Origin of the sequence: uncultured Veillonella sp. (assembly GCF_900545205.1) — a bacterium.
GTDB lineage: Bacteria > Bacillota > Negativicutes > Veillonellales > Veillonellaceae > Veillonella.
In genome coordinates this window covers 1-17,771 of the sequence record NZ_UQYC01000038.1, presented here as the reverse complement: position 1 = coordinate 17,771, position 17,771 = coordinate 1, and the positions used below count along the sequence as shown (strand labels likewise).

General features: G+C 36.3%; 18 protein-coding genes. 5 read left to right on the top strand and 13 right to left on the bottom strand.

From position 1 onward, the window contains the following. Window positions 1-76: 76 nt before the first annotated feature. On the bottom strand, window positions 77-748 hold the full coding sequence (gene lexA / locus QZR70_RS05430; protein WP_024065698.1) for a transcriptional repressor LexA: 672 nt from the start codon (window positions 746-748) through the stop codon (window positions 77-79). Between the two features lie 253 nt (window positions 749-1,001). On the opposite strand from lexA, the gene QZR70_RS05425 reads away from it, so the two are divergent. After that, window positions 1,002-1,310 carry a LysM domain-containing protein gene (locus QZR70_RS05425; protein ID WP_119207186.1) on the top strand — a complete coding sequence of 103 codons (309 nt, stop codon included), beginning with the start codon at window positions 1,002-1,004 and terminating at the stop codon, window positions 1,308-1,310. 122 nt (window positions 1,311-1,432) lie between these two features. Here the strand turns inward: QZR70_RS05425 and QZR70_RS05420 are convergent, their stop codons facing one another. Beyond that, entirely contained in the window at window positions 1,433-2,443 is a 1,011-nt protein-coding gene (locus QZR70_RS05420) for a site-specific integrase (protein ID WP_295793623.1), read from the bottom strand. A gap of 107 nt (window positions 2,444-2,550) precedes the next feature. Here QZR70_RS05420 and QZR70_RS05415 point away from each other — a divergent pair, with 107 nt between their 5' ends. The 3 genes from QZR70_RS05415 to QZR70_RS05405 all read left to right on the top strand — a co-directional run bounded on the left by QZR70_RS05415 (window position 2,551) and on the right by QZR70_RS05405 (window position 5,527). Beyond that, window positions 2,551-3,894 (top strand): VanW family protein, encoded by a 1,344-nt coding sequence (locus QZR70_RS05415; RefSeq protein WP_119207184.1) that lies wholly within the window; start codon window positions 2,551-2,553, stop codon window positions 3,892-3,894. A gap of 195 nt (window positions 3,895-4,089) precedes the next feature. After that, the gene (locus QZR70_RS05410) at window positions 4,090-4,707 is read left to right on the top strand and encodes a phosphatase PAP2 family protein (RefSeq protein WP_295793620.1); all 618 of its coding nucleotides are present in this window, start codon (window positions 4,090-4,092) and stop codon (window positions 4,705-4,707) included. Window positions 4,708-5,377: 670 nt separating this feature from the next. Then, entirely contained in the window at window positions 5,378-5,527 is a 150-nt protein-coding gene (locus tag QZR70_RS05405; protein ID WP_005386608.1) for a hypothetical protein, read from the top strand. Between the two features lie 108 nt (window positions 5,528-5,635). Here QZR70_RS05405 and QZR70_RS05400 read toward each other — a convergent pair whose 3' ends face one another. The 3 genes from QZR70_RS05400 to QZR70_RS05390 all read right to left on the bottom strand — a co-directional run bounded on the left by QZR70_RS05400 (window position 5,636) and on the right by QZR70_RS05390 (window position 8,383). After that, window positions 5,636-6,379, bottom strand: coding sequence for a DUF4241 domain-containing protein (locus tag QZR70_RS05400; protein ID WP_295793617.1), 744 nt, complete (start codon window positions 6,377-6,379; stop codon window positions 5,636-5,638). Between the two features lies 1 nt (window position 6,380). Beyond that, entirely contained in the window at window positions 6,381-7,292 is a 912-nt protein-coding gene (locus QZR70_RS05395) for an HAD family hydrolase (protein WP_295793615.1), read from the bottom strand. A 152-nt stretch (window positions 7,293-7,444) separates the two neighbouring features. After that, window positions 7,445-8,383 carry a DUF1848 domain-containing protein gene (locus tag QZR70_RS05390; RefSeq protein WP_295793612.1) on the bottom strand — a complete coding sequence of 313 codons (939 nt, stop codon included), beginning with the start codon at window positions 8,381-8,383 and terminating at the stop codon, window positions 7,445-7,447. 148 nt (window positions 8,384-8,531) lie between these two features. Here QZR70_RS05390 and QZR70_RS05385 point away from each other — a divergent pair, with 148 nt between their 5' ends. Next, on the top strand, window positions 8,532-9,281 hold the full coding sequence (locus QZR70_RS05385; protein WP_295793609.1) for a class I SAM-dependent methyltransferase: 750 nt from the start codon (window positions 8,532-8,534) through the stop codon (window positions 9,279-9,281). A 150-nt stretch (window positions 9,282-9,431) separates the two neighbouring features. Here QZR70_RS05385 and QZR70_RS05380 read toward each other — a convergent pair whose 3' ends face one another. The 8 genes from QZR70_RS05380 to QZR70_RS05345 form a co-directional block, all read right to left on the bottom strand. Next, the gene (locus tag QZR70_RS05380) at window positions 9,432-10,721 is read right to left on the bottom strand and encodes an amidohydrolase (protein ID WP_295793605.1); all 1,290 of its coding nucleotides are present in this window, start codon (window positions 10,719-10,721) and stop codon (window positions 9,432-9,434) included. Between the two features lie 120 nt (window positions 10,722-10,841). Beyond that, complete coding sequence (locus QZR70_RS05375; protein WP_295793604.1) at window positions 10,842-12,086, bottom strand: adenosylhomocysteinase; 1,245 nt, start codon at window positions 12,084-12,086, stop codon at window positions 10,842-10,844. Window positions 12,087-12,161: 75 nt separating this feature from the next. After that, the gene (mtnA, locus tag QZR70_RS05370; RefSeq protein ID WP_295793603.1) at window positions 12,162-13,226 is read right to left on the bottom strand and encodes an S-methyl-5-thioribose-1-phosphate isomerase; all 1,065 of its coding nucleotides are present in this window, start codon (window positions 13,224-13,226) and stop codon (window positions 12,162-12,164) included. A gap of 42 nt (window positions 13,227-13,268) precedes the next feature. Continuing rightward, the gene (gene mtnP, locus QZR70_RS05365; RefSeq protein ID WP_295793601.1) at window positions 13,269-14,063 is read right to left on the bottom strand and encodes an S-methyl-5'-thioadenosine phosphorylase; all 795 of its coding nucleotides are present in this window, start codon (window positions 14,061-14,063) and stop codon (window positions 13,269-13,271) included. A 120-nt stretch (window positions 14,064-14,183) separates the two neighbouring features. Beyond that, window positions 14,184-15,062: an Hsp33 family molecular chaperone HslO gene (gene hslO / locus QZR70_RS05360; RefSeq protein WP_155086988.1), complete on the bottom strand. Its 879-nt coding sequence runs from the start codon at window positions 15,060-15,062 to the stop codon at window positions 14,184-14,186. Between the two features lie 194 nt (window positions 15,063-15,256). After that, window positions 15,257-15,718, bottom strand: coding sequence for a 6,7-dimethyl-8-ribityllumazine synthase (gene ribE, locus QZR70_RS05355; RefSeq protein ID WP_295793599.1), 462 nt, complete (start codon window positions 15,716-15,718; stop codon window positions 15,257-15,259). Between the two features lie 71 nt (window positions 15,719-15,789). Beyond that, window positions 15,790-16,992, bottom strand: a complete 1,203-nt coding sequence (locus QZR70_RS05350; protein ID WP_295793597.1) for a bifunctional 3,4-dihydroxy-2-butanone-4-phosphate synthase/GTP cyclohydrolase II — start codon at window positions 16,990-16,992, stop codon at window positions 15,790-15,792. A 17-nt stretch (window positions 16,993-17,009) separates the two neighbouring features. After that, on the bottom strand, window positions 17,010-17,666 hold the full coding sequence (locus tag QZR70_RS05345) for a riboflavin synthase (protein WP_295793594.1): 657 nt from the start codon (window positions 17,664-17,666) through the stop codon (window positions 17,010-17,012). Between the last annotated feature and the right edge of the window lie 105 nt (window positions 17,667-17,771).

The window sequence follows — 17,771 nt, the reverse complement described above, 5'->3', positions numbered from 1 at the left end:
ATATCTCATGAAAATACCCCCTTTACTGGTTGTCCAGTAAAGGGGGTACATATCATTGATATGTAGCCGTTTTTTATTAAATTCTATCGCGTACAAGACCGATTACAAGGCCTTCAATATGACAATCATCAACAATAATAGGATCAAAATTATCATTTTCAGGCTGTAAACGAATATGACCATTTTCTTTATAAAAACGTTTTACCGTAGCTTCATCATCGATACGAGCTACTACAACATCACCATTATTAGCGGTATTTTGATGACGTACAATTAGCATATCACCTTCATACATACCAATGTTCATCATAGATTCGCCTTGAACGCGAAGTAAAAAGCAATCAGAATCCCCAGTCAATTGAACAGGCAATGTAAGAGTAGACTCTAAATTTTCAACTGCAGTAATAGGCATACCAGCTTGAACAGTACCAATGAGAGGAACTTGTTTTAGACCAGCACCTAAAAATTCAAAGTTATCAGAACTAGAAGTTTCATTACCATCTACAGAAATAGAAGGTTTTGTATCCTCTAATACAGTAATAGCACGGTTTTTATTAGGATCTCGTTTAATATAACCAAACTTTTCTAGAGCATTCAAATGAGATTGTACAGTAGATGTAGAACTAAGCCCTACATGTGTACAGATTTCACGAACAGTAGGACAACGATATTCATTATGTAGTGAATCTTTAATAAAATCTAATATACGGCGCTGTTTAGTATTAATATCTGTAGCAGGGCGTCTCACGATGAACCTCCAAAGTCAATATAATCTCAATCTAATGTCAATATTTATATGCGTAAAAAATAACACATGTCGTACTATATAATAAAAAAGTAAGATAATTAGTAACTTACATACTTATTATAGGCAATTTTAAAAGTTTTTGCAAACATTTGTTCTAAAACTCTTGACCGAACATTCGTTCGTGTGCTATCATATGCATGTAAACAAACAAATGTTCTCAGATATTATGTTCGATGTAAATGTGAGGTATGAGATGAAAAATATATTAATGATGCTAGGAATGTGCTTAACAGTATTATTTGGTTATAATATGACAAACCCTGTAACAGATGTAAATACACATGCAGTACGCGAAGTAAAGGTACAAGCAGGCGATACAATGTGGGATATTGCAGCTCGCACAGCTCATAAAGATATGGATGTTCGTGAAATGGTATATGCCATGAAAGAACTTAACAACATCAGTGATTCTGGTACACTTGTACCTGGTACAGTTTTAAAGGTACCAGCACATAAAACTGATAGTCCAGTTAGAGCTTTGGACTATGTGGCTCAAAACTAAATATATATGGGTGTAACCCACACGAAAAAGCAGCTACTCAATAGAGATAGCTGCTTTTTGTTGTTTAATATGTGGTATTAACCGATTTATAGTTATTATCTAAATCAACTAATTTATAGTTGTTATCTAAATCGCTTTTCAAAGATTGTTGAAATAGGGTTGTCTACAAACTTATTCGCTTCATTAATATAACGACGAACCATATTTACGCTATGGTGGCGTGTTTGTCTCATAATATTACGTTCTTCCACACCATAGGCTGCGGCAGTCGTTGCAAAGCCATGACGCAAGCTATGGGCTCCATACATGGCAGGATCAAGACCGATAAGAGAAATATATTTCTTTACGATTTCGGCAATCATCTTATCTGATATAGCTGTTTTACGTAACGACATATTTTTAGTAAAACCTCTAAATACAGGACCTTCTGTTATACCAGATGCACGTAACCATTGCTGTAAGGCACGAACTGCGTCTAGAGGAGAACCAGATAGATGCGGAATCGCTACTACAGCACCTTGACCTTCTTGGTCGGCTTTAGATGATGGTATAAAGATCTCAACACCTTGCGGAGAGAATTGAAGATGTTCTACTGTAATAGACGCAATTTCGCTACGACGAAAAGCACCCATAAATCCGATTAAAAGAATAGCTTTATCACGTAATAGTTGTAATTCAGGTACATCTAGCTTGGTCATACAATCTAAAATATCTTCAATATCCTCTAATAGAACTGGTGTCTTACCTTGTTGGAATGTACCTTTTAAACGTCTAATACCACGTAACGCTTGTTTTACGATAGGTGCCATACATGGATTATCCCGATGGCCAGACGCATTATAGTTCTCTGATATAGCGCTAATACGACGAGAAATCGTATTTGCCTTAGCATAATCTGCAAGATCATTAATATAGTTTACTATGGTTTCTGGTGTAGCCGGAAAATAAGATACCTTTTGATAGGTACACCAATCTACGAAATCGTCCCAATCCGATTCGTAAGCATCCACAGTATTTTCAGCCTTAGACAGCAATATACTTTGTTTGGCTTTCATAGACAACTTGGTACTATTCATAAGCGCATCATTATTGCGCAAATAGAAATGTTTTTGTTGTTCCTTAGACTCTGACATAATTCACCCTTACCCCTAAAAATATCAATATAATTGTACCATAGAATAGGTACTTATATGCTATAATTAGAGAATATAATGACTAATTTGGGAGAGTTTATAATACAATGAGTAAAAAATATATAATATTAGGGACTATGCTTGTCCTGCTGAGTACGAGCGGCTGCTCATACATCCCAACAGAAAATATATCGTATGGCGTATTTTACAATGATACTGATTTATCTAATACACCAAAGAGTGAATTACAAGCTCAAATACAAGAGTTAAATAGTAAAATACCACAACAGACTATATCCATTGATATGGGGAATAATAAAAAACAACAGGCTACGTATCATGATTTAGGTATTCAAGTAGATACAGAGGCTGTAGTAAAAGCTATTTCTACATATGGGTATGAAGATGATTGGTGGACATTACTTTCACATAGATTTAATGCCTTATATTATGGCCAACATTTTCAAACACAATATAAGCTAGATGAGGTAAAAAGTAAAACTTACCTTACAGAGCTGGCTAAATCAATTGATACACCAGGACATGATGCATATCTAACTATTGAGAATGGTCAAGTTGTATTCCATCCTGCTAAAGAAGGTAAACGCATTGATATTGATGCAACCTTACAAAACCTTAAGGATCAATTACAATCTGGAGAGAGCATTACATCTCTATCTATGGTATTTACCACAAAAAATACTATTAAGGTTACTGATTCTGATTTAAAACCATTAAATACAGTTCTAGCATCCTTTAGTACAGATTTTGATCCAAATAATGAAAGCAGAACACATAACATTCAACTCGCATCTGATAAAATCAATGGTACGTTGATTAAGCCTGGTGCAGTATTCTCCTTTAACGATGTTGTAGGCGAGCGTACTGCTGAGGCTGGCTATGATGATGCACCGGTAATGATTGATGGCAAATTAGTTCCAGGTATTGGTGGTGGCATTTGCCAAGTTAGTTCTACCATCTTTAATACAGCCTTATTATCTGGCATGAATATTGTAGAACGTACACCTCACTTTGAACCTGTTGGATATATTCAAGCTGGTCGTGATGCTACAGTAGCATGGGGCTATTTAGACTTTAAGTTTAGAAATCCATACCAGCAATCCATTTATATCCTCAGCGTGATGAATCATGGTACACTAACCATCTATATTATAGGTACTGCTCAAGACAAGCCTAAAAATGTATCTATTTCAGTTGGTGATCGTAGTGAAATACCAAATAAGACAATTACACGCGTAGATCCGTCTTTAAAAGAAAAAGAAGTACAAGAAGGGCATGTAGGCCTAACAATGAATACGTATAGAACCATAACATATGGTAACTGGGTAACCCAAACTGATTCCTTTGAATCTGTATATGACCCAGTAGATACGATCATAACAATGCCACCTGAAGGTTCAACTAAAAAATCAGATAAAAAGAAACCATAATTAAAGATTTTATTAAATATAGCCTAAACTATTGACCATGATGTATAAATAGTTTAGGCTATTATTTGAACGTAATTGAGAAACCAATATATACATATTACAATGTATATGGAAATCCAATAAAGAATATTGAGGATATAATCTACCCTCAACTATTCTCAATAATTATCATTTAGAAAAGTAGAAGAGGAAACTATGGACACAATCTTACAATTTGATCACTCCTTGATCTTCTATGTACATGACCATCTTGTATATAGTTTTTTAACACCAATTATGGCATTTATTTCAAAAATTACTGGCAGCGGTGCCTTATGGATTGTCATTGCCTTATTATTGATGTTACAGAAAAAATATCGTGTATTAGGCGTAGCTATAATAATTGCATTAGGATTTGTATTAATCATCGGTGACCAAGGTCTAAAACCACATGTAGCTAGATTAAGACCATTTGTAGATTTTCCTAATGTAACAGTACCATTAGAGTCTGCATTACCAAAAGCAAATAGTTATTCATTCCCGTCAGGCCATAGTTTTGGTTCATTTGCATCAGCCATGACCATTTACCTAGGCTTGAGTCAAATAGCGCCTCAGAAGCGATATTTGGGAATTATAGCATTACTTGGGTCATTAGTAGTAGCATTTTCTAGAGTATATCTATTTGTACATTATCCAACAGATGTATTAACAGGCTTAGTGTTGGGTATTATCGTAGGCTTCATTGAATGGAAGCTTGCAAGAATCGGTTGGAACTGGTGGACTAACCGTCATAATGATGTAGAATACGAACCATACACATTTAAACGCAAATAAGCTTAAATAGCTAAAAAACTATATAACATAAGGGATTGGGCCATATAGGCCCAATTTTCTTTATATAATTACTTCCGATAATATATCGTTATCGGAAGTAATTTAAAAACAAATAAAAAACTACCTATATATCTATAAGCTAGTTTAAATACATTTCAACCCATATAAGCCTTTAAATTACTCAATCAACAGATCCTATCGTTTCATATTATGTAATCCAGTCTATTACACAATATTTAACTCAATTTATCTAACCTTATAATTCTAATTTAATTTATGTAACCTAGTTAATCTCACTATATAAAACTTAATATATGTAAATATTTAAATTATGTTTTCTAAGCTTATTAATCATTAACCTAAGGTGTATATACATATAAGCTCTTAAATAATGTTTAGTATCTAATACAACTATCTTTTTATATAACATCATTTAGCTATATATATTTATATAAGTCTTACATAACCTTAATATATACCAAACTAACTAGATGCTTATGATTCCTTATTTTATGTAGGTTTATGATAACTATAATTTTATTATTATAGATGTATGTGTAGAATTATTATTATTTAATTTTAAATACATATTGAAATTTCTGATATAAGGTTGTAAAATAAGCATATAAGTTATGTAATTTACTCATATTAACTCTCACGGAGGTATTATATGTGCTGGTGTGACATCGTAAGTAAAGCCAAAATTGGCAGTTTAAAACATTTAGGTAATGGTATGGAAGGTTCCTTAAGATTCTTAGCTGAAATTATTGTAGGTCTTAGTATCCTTCGTGTATTCGTTAACTGGATTTTTGGAGTTTAGACCTTACAATTAAATATAATATATAAAAGACGCTTAGTATGCTAAGCGTCTTTTTTGTATATATTAAATTTCTTAGGTTTATATCTTTACATACTACACTAGATCATATTATTGATATGCTTCGCTGCAATCAATATATTCTATAATCAGTTGGCAGATTTGACCATCTTTATCAAAAGCCCAGTATACAGGATATAAACCATCTCCAAAGCCGGATTGAATCATAGGTACTGTTAATTCAGTTTCAGGAATTGTAAAGTTAATCCAATCCCCTTTAGACCGTTGGAATTGTGGATATGCCAATGCATTTAACTGGAACAAATCACTGTAGTAATCATCATAGATATTCTTGTCAGGATAGTTTGTATGCCATTGATCATAGAACCTTCTATAAGTTTCGATAGTTTCTGCATCAACTACAGTAGCAAGTCCAGAATCTACAGGGAATCCGATGTAGCTTTCACCATCATCAAGATCTGTTAAGTCTTCCGTACCTTTTAAAGCCAATTCATAGTTCACAGGCTCATTGCCACTAAAAACAACACGGCTCGCCACATAGCGATACTCATTTGGTTCCATTTCAATAATTTTTGTTTCTAACAAATACGTACCTGGTTCTACCGTTCTAATATACGTATCTGGTTTATTAGGTAATGTTACCAAAGGATCACAGCACGTAATATGGCCTGTTGGGAATGTTACAGTCCACATAGGTAATGTATATAAGGGGAATCCTTTTAGCTCTTTACGGTTAAATAAATCATGATATGGTACGGTAGGTTTTAATTTGCCTTCAGAACCTAAACGGTTAAACGTTTGAATCCATTCACTTGTCAATTTAGATTGTTCCATATTACTCCTCTGCTTCGTGTTTACAATGTATATACTCGCCCTCTAACACTTCATATGCTGCTGTTTTGCGTATAATTTGTTTAACTAATGTATCCAACTGGGAACTATTTGTATAGTCTGCAGGTGCATAGTAGCGTATACGGTGATGACGCATCATCTTATATACCTTATCTTTATCCTTTTTAATAGGATCATACACACCTATAGAATGGCCTCCATTTGCGTTAACAAGGCTCATGCAAGGAATATCTGTATCACTATCCCCAATATAAATCATATTGCGGAATGGAACACGTTGGTCCTCAGGCTTAATATAATCGTTAACGCCTGTATCATTAATATCTAGAATTCCTTTTTGAATACGGAACAAAAACTGAGTTTTATTCGTATAGTTAATTGCTTGCGCAGGCCACACAGCTACGCCCTTATCATCGAACATAAATGCACTGGCATAGATTTTAGTAAAAGCTCCCTCTTTCGCCATTTCAGTACCTTCTATCATCTCTTTTAATCCAGAAGAGATAATATAATGCTCAATGCGTACCCCATGTTCTAATCCATACTCTCTAATACGCTCAAACCAAGTACGAACACCGTCATACAACTCTACTTGATTCCCATATTCCATGAGCTTTTCTTTAGTTACATAAAAGCGACCTACTGCTTCTTGAATCATCTTGTACATATAGGCCAAGTTATTATCCATATCATTTTTCTTAGCCAATTGATTAGATTCTTGCCAGAACTGCTTGATTTGTTCCTCATCATAGCCAACAGATTGAATAAAACCTTGTGCCTGCATATCGTCTGGTGTTAAGGTCTTATCAAAATCATAGCACATGGCAAGGACTGGCATAGAATCTTCACGTGATACTAAGGATGAATCTTTAGTATCACTTTTGTAGGTTATCATACGACACCTCCTTGTGATAATAAAACAACTAAACAATTAATAAGTCTATTCACTCTCTTATATTCCTGAGGTGTCCCTTTGACAACCCCCTTTGTTATCTATTTTACACGATACGTCAACGACATAAACGTTATACAGCGTCGTAATTCCATCTAAAATAGAGTTTCTTGCCTGTAATTTGTATCAATAATCCAGCTTTTTTCCATGCTTTCTTTAATAATTGCTGTTTTTGAAAGCTGGCCAATTAGTAAACTAGAATTTGGATCATGTAGCAAACGATTGTGCCGGACTACAGCCTGATTTGTATTAGCATAACAATAGCGACAGAAATGACTACAACTATCATAGGTACCTATATCACCATGTAAATAACAATTACATTCCGGTCTTGCTGGTGCCCGTTTAGGTGCTTTTAACGTAACATTCCAAGCCCGTTCATAACAATCTAAGGTTAAACAACCTTCCGTATTAGCCCCTAGTTCTTTAAATGCGTCCCCTTCTCCGCAGGTTTTAAGGTCCATATTGTAGGAGTGAGCAATAGAAATTAACTCCTTAATAATGTTATGTTGTACATCGACACTTGGTCTAAAACCTTCAGGAAAGTTCTGAGCTACCTTATCAAAAATATCTAAGAAACTTACAACTACCGTATCCGTATATCCTTCTATCGCCTTAGCCATGTTATAAAAGCTTTCAAAATGGAAATATATTGTATAGTTATGGGTTAAAATAATAGGATCATAACGCCATACCATGGATTGGGGATTAAGTCTCGTTGATATTTGTTTAAATCCGTCTATCACAGAATCTGCTTTTGGTACATAAGGCTCAATATCTGGACCATAAGGGGTTATGGTCATGTGCCAAAATTGTCGATAATCATTTATTTCATGTAAGAGCGGAATAAATGGTAAAGGATTCTTTGTACAAAATGCAATACCATCTACCACATCATGATTAATGGGATACCGTGTTATCTGCATTGGATTATAGGGATTGCGAACATCTACAAATCCTTGATGAACACGATTAATCAACCATTGTCCATAAAAAGCAGGAATATCCGTACGCTGTCCCGTCTGTAAAATCATTGTCCTGCCCTTTCATAAAACAAAAATATAGATGTATTATATCATATTCAATATTAATAATTTATGTAGCAAGTGTGATATTTATAGTATGGTACATTCTCAATTTATGGTACTATTAAGTGTATTAAAAATGAGGAGAACAAAAAAGATGAACGATATATTTGAAAAAAATCATCCTATGAAGGATGACAAAGAGTTTATTACCTCTTATTGGAGCGATCGAGCTCGTGATTTCAGTTCTTTACGAGCTAAAGAATTGGAAAGCCCTAAACTTAAACTTTGGCGCGATGAATTAATGAGCCATATTTTTGATTCTGACCGTTCTTTGCGAATTTTAGATATTGGCTGTGGCGCAGGTTTTTTCAGCATTATACTCTCTGAGTTGGGCCATACAGTACATGGTATCGATATTACGCCTAATATGATTGATGAGGCTAACCAACTTGCTGAGTCTTTACAATCTGATGCTACCTTCTCCGTTATGGATGCAGAAAACCTAAGCTTTGATACTAATACCTTTGATATCGTTGTGGCTCGCAATGTGACATGGAATTTACCACACCCAGATAAAGCCTATGCTGAATGGTTACGTGTTATCCGTCCTGGTGGTTTAATTCTTAATTATGACGCAGAACACGCCCGCAATCATCATGATTTACCACAATCTGTACATCATGCCCATGAACATGTTAGCAATGAATTAAAAGAACGTTGCCACACAATCTACCATATGCTAGAAATTTCATCCTATACACGTCCACAATGGGATAAGGAACTACTTACTAAAATGGGTGCTAGCTCTGTATCGATTGATCCTACAGTAGGACCTCGTATTTATAGTGAAGAAGATGAATTCTATATTCCTGTACCGATGTTTTTGGTAAAAGCAATAAAATAGATATTTAATAACAGCTAATAGGTCAGTAAAACTAATATTACATAATACAAAACCCACTCTATGAAATATCATGAGTGGGTTTTCTTTATATGCTAATAAAATTACTAACGTATATACGTTAATAGCAATGAATATAGTTGTTACTACATATTAGTTTTTAAAATATTCTTGAGCTTTTGTAATTTCTGAGTGAAGTTTTTCTTCATCAATAGTAAGCAATTCTTTATCTTTCATAAGAACTTTGCCGCCTACAATTGTAGTGTTAGCATCAGAGCTATTAGCAGAGTATACAAGAGCAGCTAAATCGTTATAACGAGGCATCCAGTGCATGCCAGATACATCATACAATACGATATCTGCCCGATACCCTTCAGCTAAAACACCAAGATCTTTATATCCTAAGGCCTTTGCACCTTCTACAGTACCCATATTCCATGCAGCTTGCGCCGGAATTGCTTTTGGATCATAGAGACGCGCTTTATGTAAGGTAGCAGCAAGGCGTACTTCTTCAAGCATGTCCGCATTATTATTAGAAGCAGAACCGTCTGTACCAAGACCAACTGTAATACCTTTAGCAATCATTTCAGGTACTGGTGCAATACCACTTGCTAATTTTAAATTGGATTGTGGATTATGGGCAACAGCTACATTATTCTCTGCCATAATAGCCATGTCTTCGTCTGTCACATGAACACAATGTGCAGCTAATGTAGTATTCCAGAATAGGCCTAAGTCATGCATATGAGCTATTGGAGTCTTGCCAGTAGCTTTAATAACATTCTCTACTTCCCCTTTTGTTTCAGACAAGTGCATGTGAATGCCACAATTTAATTCATGAGATAAGGAGATAACCTTCTCCATATAAGCATCTGGACAAGTATATGGCGCATGTGGTCCTAATAATACCTTGATGCGGTCATTATCAAAGCCATTCCAAGTGCGGAATAAATCAGCATTCTCAACTAATGCTTGATCTGCTGTTGGAGAAACACCTGCTAAGCCACGAGATAATACAGAACGAATGCCCGTTTCTTTTACTACCTCAGCGGTAGTATTCATAAAGAAATACATGTCGCTAAAGGTTGTTGTACCAGAGCGCAACATTTCAGCGATGCCAAGTTGTGTGCCATACCGTACATATTCATCGTTAAGCTTTGCCTCAGTTGGCCAAATAGCCGTTTCTAGCCATTCCATAAGCTCAAGATCATCTGCATAGTTTCTAAATAGGCCCATCGCAATATGAGTGTGCGTATTTACAAGACCTGGTGCTGCTAATTGGCCTTTACCATCTAGCACTTCCTTAGTAGTATCTTTTGCCTTAATAGCTTCACTGTCATTTAAAATAGCTGTAATATAGCCATTTTCAATTTCAATGGCATGGTTTTTAAGAACGCCCTCATCGGTGAGAACGTCTACATGAGTAATCAATAAATCAGACATAGTCTTCCCTCATAGGTATAACCGAGCCATTATAGCTCGGTTATAGTTATTAATTCTGAAAGTTTATAGTAGTAATAATACACCTAAGCCTATCATTTACTATTACATTTCTATTCAATATTAGTTTACTTTTGTTAAGTAATCGATTTGTTCTTGTGTTAAAGAGTCTAAATCATAGCCCATGGAGTTCAATTTAAGTTTAGCGATTTCCACATCTAATTCATGAGGCAATACATATACTTTTGGCTCCATTTCTTTGCCGTTTTTCAAGATATGCTCTGCAGCAAGAGCTTGCATAGCAAAGGACAAGTCCATGATTTCTGCAGGGTGACCATCACCAGCTGCAAGGTTAACTAAGCGACCTTCAGCCAATACATATAGTTTACGACCATCAGCCATAGTATAGCCTTCGATATTTTGACGAACACGCTCATGGCTTACAGCAAGATCAGCTAGTTCAGCTACGTTTACTTCGCAGTCGAAGTGCCCCGCATTACACATGATGGCTTTATCTTTCATCACTTCGTAATGTTCTTTTACAATAACATCTTTACAGCCTGTTACAGTACAGAAGATATCGCCCACTTTAGCAGCTTCAATCATAGGTAACACTTTGAAGCCATCAAATACAGCCTCAACGGCTTTAATTGGATCTACTTCAGTTACATATACATGAGCACCAAGGCCTTTTGCACGCATAGCAACGCCTTTACCGCACCAGCCGTAACCAGCAACGACAACATTTTTACCTGTTACAGTCAAGTTAGTAGTACGCATGATGCCATCCCAAACGGATTGACCAGTACCATAACGATTATCGAAAAGATATTTACAGTAAGAGTCATTTACGGCAATCATAGGGAATGTTAATTGTTTAGCATTCTCTAATGCATATAAACGATGTACGCCTGTCGTAGTTTCTTCGCTACCACCGATAAGACGTTCTTTAGCGTCTTGACGTGTAGTATGTAACAAGTTTACTAGGTCACCACCATCATCAATGATGATATGCGGTTTATGATCCAATGCTTTATGAAGGAAATCAAAATATTCTTCATCTGTGCAATCATACCAAGCATATACAGTGATACCCATATCTACAAGGCCAGCGGCAACATCGTCTTGTGTAGACAATGGATTAGAACCAGTTACGATAACATCAGCACCACCACGTTTCAAAACAGTGGCAAGATAAGCTGTTTTTGCTTCTAAGTGAACACTAACAACAATAGTTTGGCCTTTGAAAGTTTGTTCAGCTTCAAAACGATCACCTAATGTATTTAAAGTAGGCATAAAGTTAGAAACCCAATCAATTTTTTTACGGCCTTCTGCAGCTAAATTAATATCTTTAATTAAAGATTGCATAATAACTCCTTTTACTAATATGAGTTGATATAGTTAAAATAAAGATTTGATAGTAAACCCACTTGGATTTATTTGTTATTTAGATTCTACAATTTGACGCAGCTTATCAATAGACTCTTCATAGTTTGGTTTTAAAACACCTTCTTCTGTAATGATGGCAGTCACTAGCTCATGTGGTGTCACATCGAAGGCTGGATTAAGAACATCAATGCCATTAGGTGCTATTTGAACACCATGTAACGATGTCACTTCATACTCATCGCGCATCTCAATAGGAATATCGCTACCATTTTCTAAGGTAAAGTCAAATGTACTATACGGTGCCGCCACATAGAATGGAATGTTATGGAATTTAGCTAACACAGCCACACCATAAGTACCAATTTTATTTGCTACATCACCTTTAGTAGTGATGCGGTCTGCGCCTACGATAACTGCATCAATGAGGCCATGTTGCATCGCATAGGCCGCCATATTGTCGGTTTCTAAAGTTACAGGAATGCCATCCTCATGTAGCTCAAATGCGGTAAGTCTAGCACCTTGCAATAATGGTCGTGTTTCATCAGCATAAACCCCTTCCAATTGACCATTTTCATGAAGCTTACGGACAACACCAAGTGCTGTACCTAAACCACCTGTAGCTAATGCACCAGCATTACAATGGGTCAAAATACGAATATTCTTTTGACCTTCAAATAAAGTTGCTCCTGCTTCTGCCATACGACGATTCAAAGATACGTCTTCTTCATGAATAATAATAGCTTCCTTCGTAATTAGGTCTACCACATCACTCATTGAGAACATGCTTTCAACTTGACCTTTTACTAAAGAAATCACCCGATCTATAGCCCAAGCCAAGTTGATTGCAGTAGGCCGAGTTTCTTTTAAAGTCTCGCTAAATTCATATAAGCTTGTAAGTTGTTCACTAAATGGAGCCTCTAAACGGCTTGCTTCCATAGCAGCTAAAATTAGACCATAACTAGCAGCTACACCAATAGCAGGTGCCCCACGAACTCGAAGCATTTTAATAGCCTCAGCCACTTGACGCCAATCCGTGCAGTGAACATAAGTAATTTCAGTAGGTAATTTAGTTTGATCTAATAGCACCAGCGTATCTTTACGCCATTCAATATTAATCATACCTTCTCCTTCGATGAACTATTGTGCTTCGTTATAAATGGATTATAGTTTAAAGCCACCATATTCGTGCATGCGATTATGCGCATCATAACGAGCATCTACATCAATTGCATCAATAGCACCTAAAATAAGTGATTTAAGTTGAGCTGCCATATCGCCCATCATTTCTACAACTTCACTATGTGTTAGAGCAGATTCAGAAATACCTGCTGCATAGTTGGTAATCATAGAAATCGTAGCATATGCCATTTCAGCTTCATTAGCTAAATTTACTTCTGGTACATTTGTCATGCCTACTGTATCACCACCGAGCATATGGAACATTTTAATTTCCGCTGGTGTTTCAAAGCGTGGACCTTCTGTACATACATAAGTACCGCCATTGTGAACAGACAAACCTTGTTCAGTACCAACCTTTTGAAGAATATCACGTAGTTCTGGACAATATGGATTTGTTACGTCTAGATGTGCTACAGGTCGGTCACCACCTTCATAGAATGTAGTGATGCGGTTCTTAGTAAAATCTAAGAATTGGTCAGTCAACACGAAATGACCAGGCTTGAAGTTTTCATTCAAGGAACCTACAGCAGTCGTAGAGATAATAAATGTAACGCCTAATTTTTTGAGACCCCAAATATTAGCACGATAGTTAATTTTGTGTGGAGGAATTGTATGATCTTTGCCGTGACGAGCTACAAAGATTACAGTTTTCCCGTGGTATGTACCTTGTACATAATCTATTTCACCATATGGTGTCATTAAGGATTCTTCATGAATATTTTCAAAGATGGACGGATCATAAACACCAGTACCACCAATTATGCCAATTGCACTCATTGTGACCTCCTATTATTAATAACTCTTATCTTTTATTTTCTCATAGAATACAAAAACAGGCTATAGGAAAAACCATATAGCCTGTAATTTTTATAAAGGTTATTTAATTCTTAATAGTAATTATTGTAAAGGACCTTTTGGTTCGAACATATCTTGTAGTTCTTCACGACTAAAATGATACTTTTCATTACAGTAATGGCATACAAGTTCTGTTACTTCATCTTCCAAAATAGCCTGTTTATCTTCTTCTCTTAATGTCATAAGTACGGCACCAAAGCGATCCCGTCCACAACGACATTGGAAGTGAATTGGTTCATTATATACTTCATTCACAGTCAAGCCATCAAGAACGCTTTCCATAAGGCCCTTACCATCTGGATGAGCTTTTAAATATTCTGTAATAGGACCAAGTTCGTTAATATTCTTTTCTACTTGTGCTAATGCTTCGTCTGTAGCATCTGGTAAAGCTTGTACGATAAAGCCACCAGCTACAACTGTATGATAATCTGGGTCTACCAATACACCTAAGCTAATAGTAGAAGGTACTTGTTCAGAAGCATATAAATAGTAAGCCAAATCCTCTGCTACTTCACCACTTTGAATTGGACTTGTAGAAGTATAATCTTGTGCTAGTTGAGTAAAACGAGTAACTTGCACTTCACCATTATGTCCAACAGCAGCACCTACATCAAGCTTACCAGCTCGTTTTAAAGGTACATCTACATGGGGCTCATCCACATAGCCACGAACCGTATTATCTGCAAAAGCATCTACATGAACTACGCCTAGAGGGCCATCACCTTTAATACGCAAACTTACATTTTCATGATTTTTAAAATCACCAGCTAATAAAATAGCCCCCGTCATAGCGCGACCTAAAGCAGCCGTTGCAACAGGCCACAAATCGTGACGTACGCGAGCTGTTTCAACAGTATCTGTTGTTACTGCTAAAGACATACGAACCCCTTCGCGGGTCGTAAAACGTTTTATATAATCCATTCTATCATTCCTTATTATTAATTAAAGTTTAAAACGCACTTATAAGTGCTTATATAGTATATCATGTCATAGATTTACTTTTCAATAATAGAGAATATATGTTCGTCTAGCCTATTTTCAAGATAAAGGAACATATTTTCGATAATATAAAAACACTCAGCATCATAAGACACTGAGTGTTTACAATATAATTATTAGAATTGATCGATAAGGTTAACCATTTCAATAGCGCCCATAGCACAGTCGTAACCTTTATTGCCAGCTTTAGTACCAGCACGTTCGATAGCTTGTTCAATGTTTTCAGTAGTTACTACACCGAACATAACAGGAACACCAGTTTCCAAGGAAACATGAGCAATACCTTTAGCTACTTCATTACATACATAGTCATAATGAGTTGTAGCACCACGAATAACAGCACCAACGCAAATAACCGCATCGAAGCGACCAGATGAAGCAGCTTTTTTAGCAATCAATGGAATTTCATAAGCACCTGGTACCCAGATAACAGTGATATCCTCTTCTTTTACATCGTGACGCAATAAGCAATCTTCAGCACCACCAATTAATTTGGACGTAATGAACTCATTAAAACGAGAACCAATAATAGCAAATTTTTTACCGCTACCTAGTAAATTACCTTCTTGAACCATCATGATAATGACCTCCTATATTCCATTTAGGAATTGTATATGTAACGATTGAGTAATACGCTAACAGATGACTATTAGTCATCTAACATATGACCCATTTTTTCTTCTTTTGTTTTCAAGTAACCTGCGTTGAATTTGTTTGCCGCAATGATGAGCGGTACACGACTAGTTACATCGATACCCCAATGTTCTAAGCCATGGCGTTTTTCAGGATTATTCGTTAACAAGCGAATGCTCTTAATCCCTAAGAAACGGATGATTTGAGCAGCCAAGGAATATTCCCGCATATCTGCAGGGAATCCTAATTGTTCATTAGCCTCTACAGTATCTAAACCTTGCTCTTGTAAAGCATAGGCTTTAATTTTATTTGTTAAACCGATACCACGGCCTTCTTGACGCATATAGACTACAACGCCTTTGCCTTCTTTTTCGATGGCACGTAACGCATGATCTAATTGCTCACCACAATCGCAACGTTTAGAACCAAATACATCGCCTGTTAAACATTCAGAGTGAATACGTACAAGAACATCGTCACAGTTTTGTACATCACCTTTAACGATAGCTAAATGTTCTTTATGATCTAAATCATTTTTAAATACAAAAATATTAAAGTCACCAAATTTAGTAGGTAGTTTAGAACAAGCACCGAGTTCTACCATGTCTTCATGTTGTTTACGATACTCGATAAGTTCTGCTACAGATGCAATTTTAAGATTATATTCTTTAGCAAATTGTAATAGATCTGGCAAACGAGCCATATCGCCATCGTCTTTTGTGATTTCACAAATAACAGCTGCCTCTTGTAAGCCTGCTAAGCGACAAAGGTCGATAGATGCTTCTGTATGGCCTTGGCGTACTAAAACGCCACCCTCTTTATATACTAGAGGGAATACGTGACCTGGACGACGGAAGTCTTCTGGTTTAGCATTAGGATCTAATAATTTTTGAATTGTATAAGCACGTTCTGCTGGAGATACGCCTGTTGTAGTATCTACATGGTCAACAGTAACGGTGAAAGCTGTTTCATGATTATCTGTATTTTTGGCAACCATTGCAGGAATGCCAAGCTTTTCTAAGGCTTCACGACGCATAGGTGTACATACGATACCACGCGCATATTTAACCATAAAGTTAATATTTTCTTGTGTAGCAAACTCTGCAGCGATGATAAGATCGCCTTCATTTTCACGGCTTTCATCATCAACGATAATAACAGGTTTACCAGCTTTAAGGTCTTCTAAGACCTCTTCAATTGAATGTAATTGTTCGCTCATAGGAACGCTCCTTACTTTTATATAAATCCATTCTCTACTAAGAGGGATTGCATAGATTTCTTAGGTTTTTCTTCGGTAGGTTCACTACCCAGATTCATAAAATGACGAATATATCGACCAGCGATATCCGTTTCTAAATTAACCTCTGTACCAATATGGGCAGAGCCTAAAATAGTTTCGCTCAACGTATGAGGAATAATAGATACGGAAAAACTGCTGTCCGTTCGTCGCATAATTGTGAGGCTAATTCCATCGATGGTAATGGAGCCCTTATAGATAACATAATCCATAACGGATTTTGGAGCCTCGATAGTAAAGATAATGGCATTATCCGTTTGTTCCCGATTAATGATGCGGCCCGTCCCATCTACGTGACCTGCCACAATATGACCACCAAATCTGCCATTAGCAAGCATAGCCCGTTCTAAATTGACAGGTTGATGAACTTTCAAATTAGTGAAAGTAGTCATCTTGATTGACTCAGGCATTACATCGGCTGTAAATACGCCATTACCAATGGTAGTCGCCGTCAAACACACACCGTTAACAGCAACAGAGTCACCGATTTTTAAATCGCTAAAAATCTTATCCCCCCGTATTGTAATGGCTAAGGATTTAGGGCCTTTTTTAATGCTTTCTACACGGCCGATTTCTTCAACGATCCCCGTGAACATAAGCGCCCCTCCTTCCTTGACGATACGCTCCAATGCGAATGTTATTATCTAATACTTTAATCTTGGTGAAAGTTAGTTGTGGCGAAGCCTTTAAACTTTCAAAAC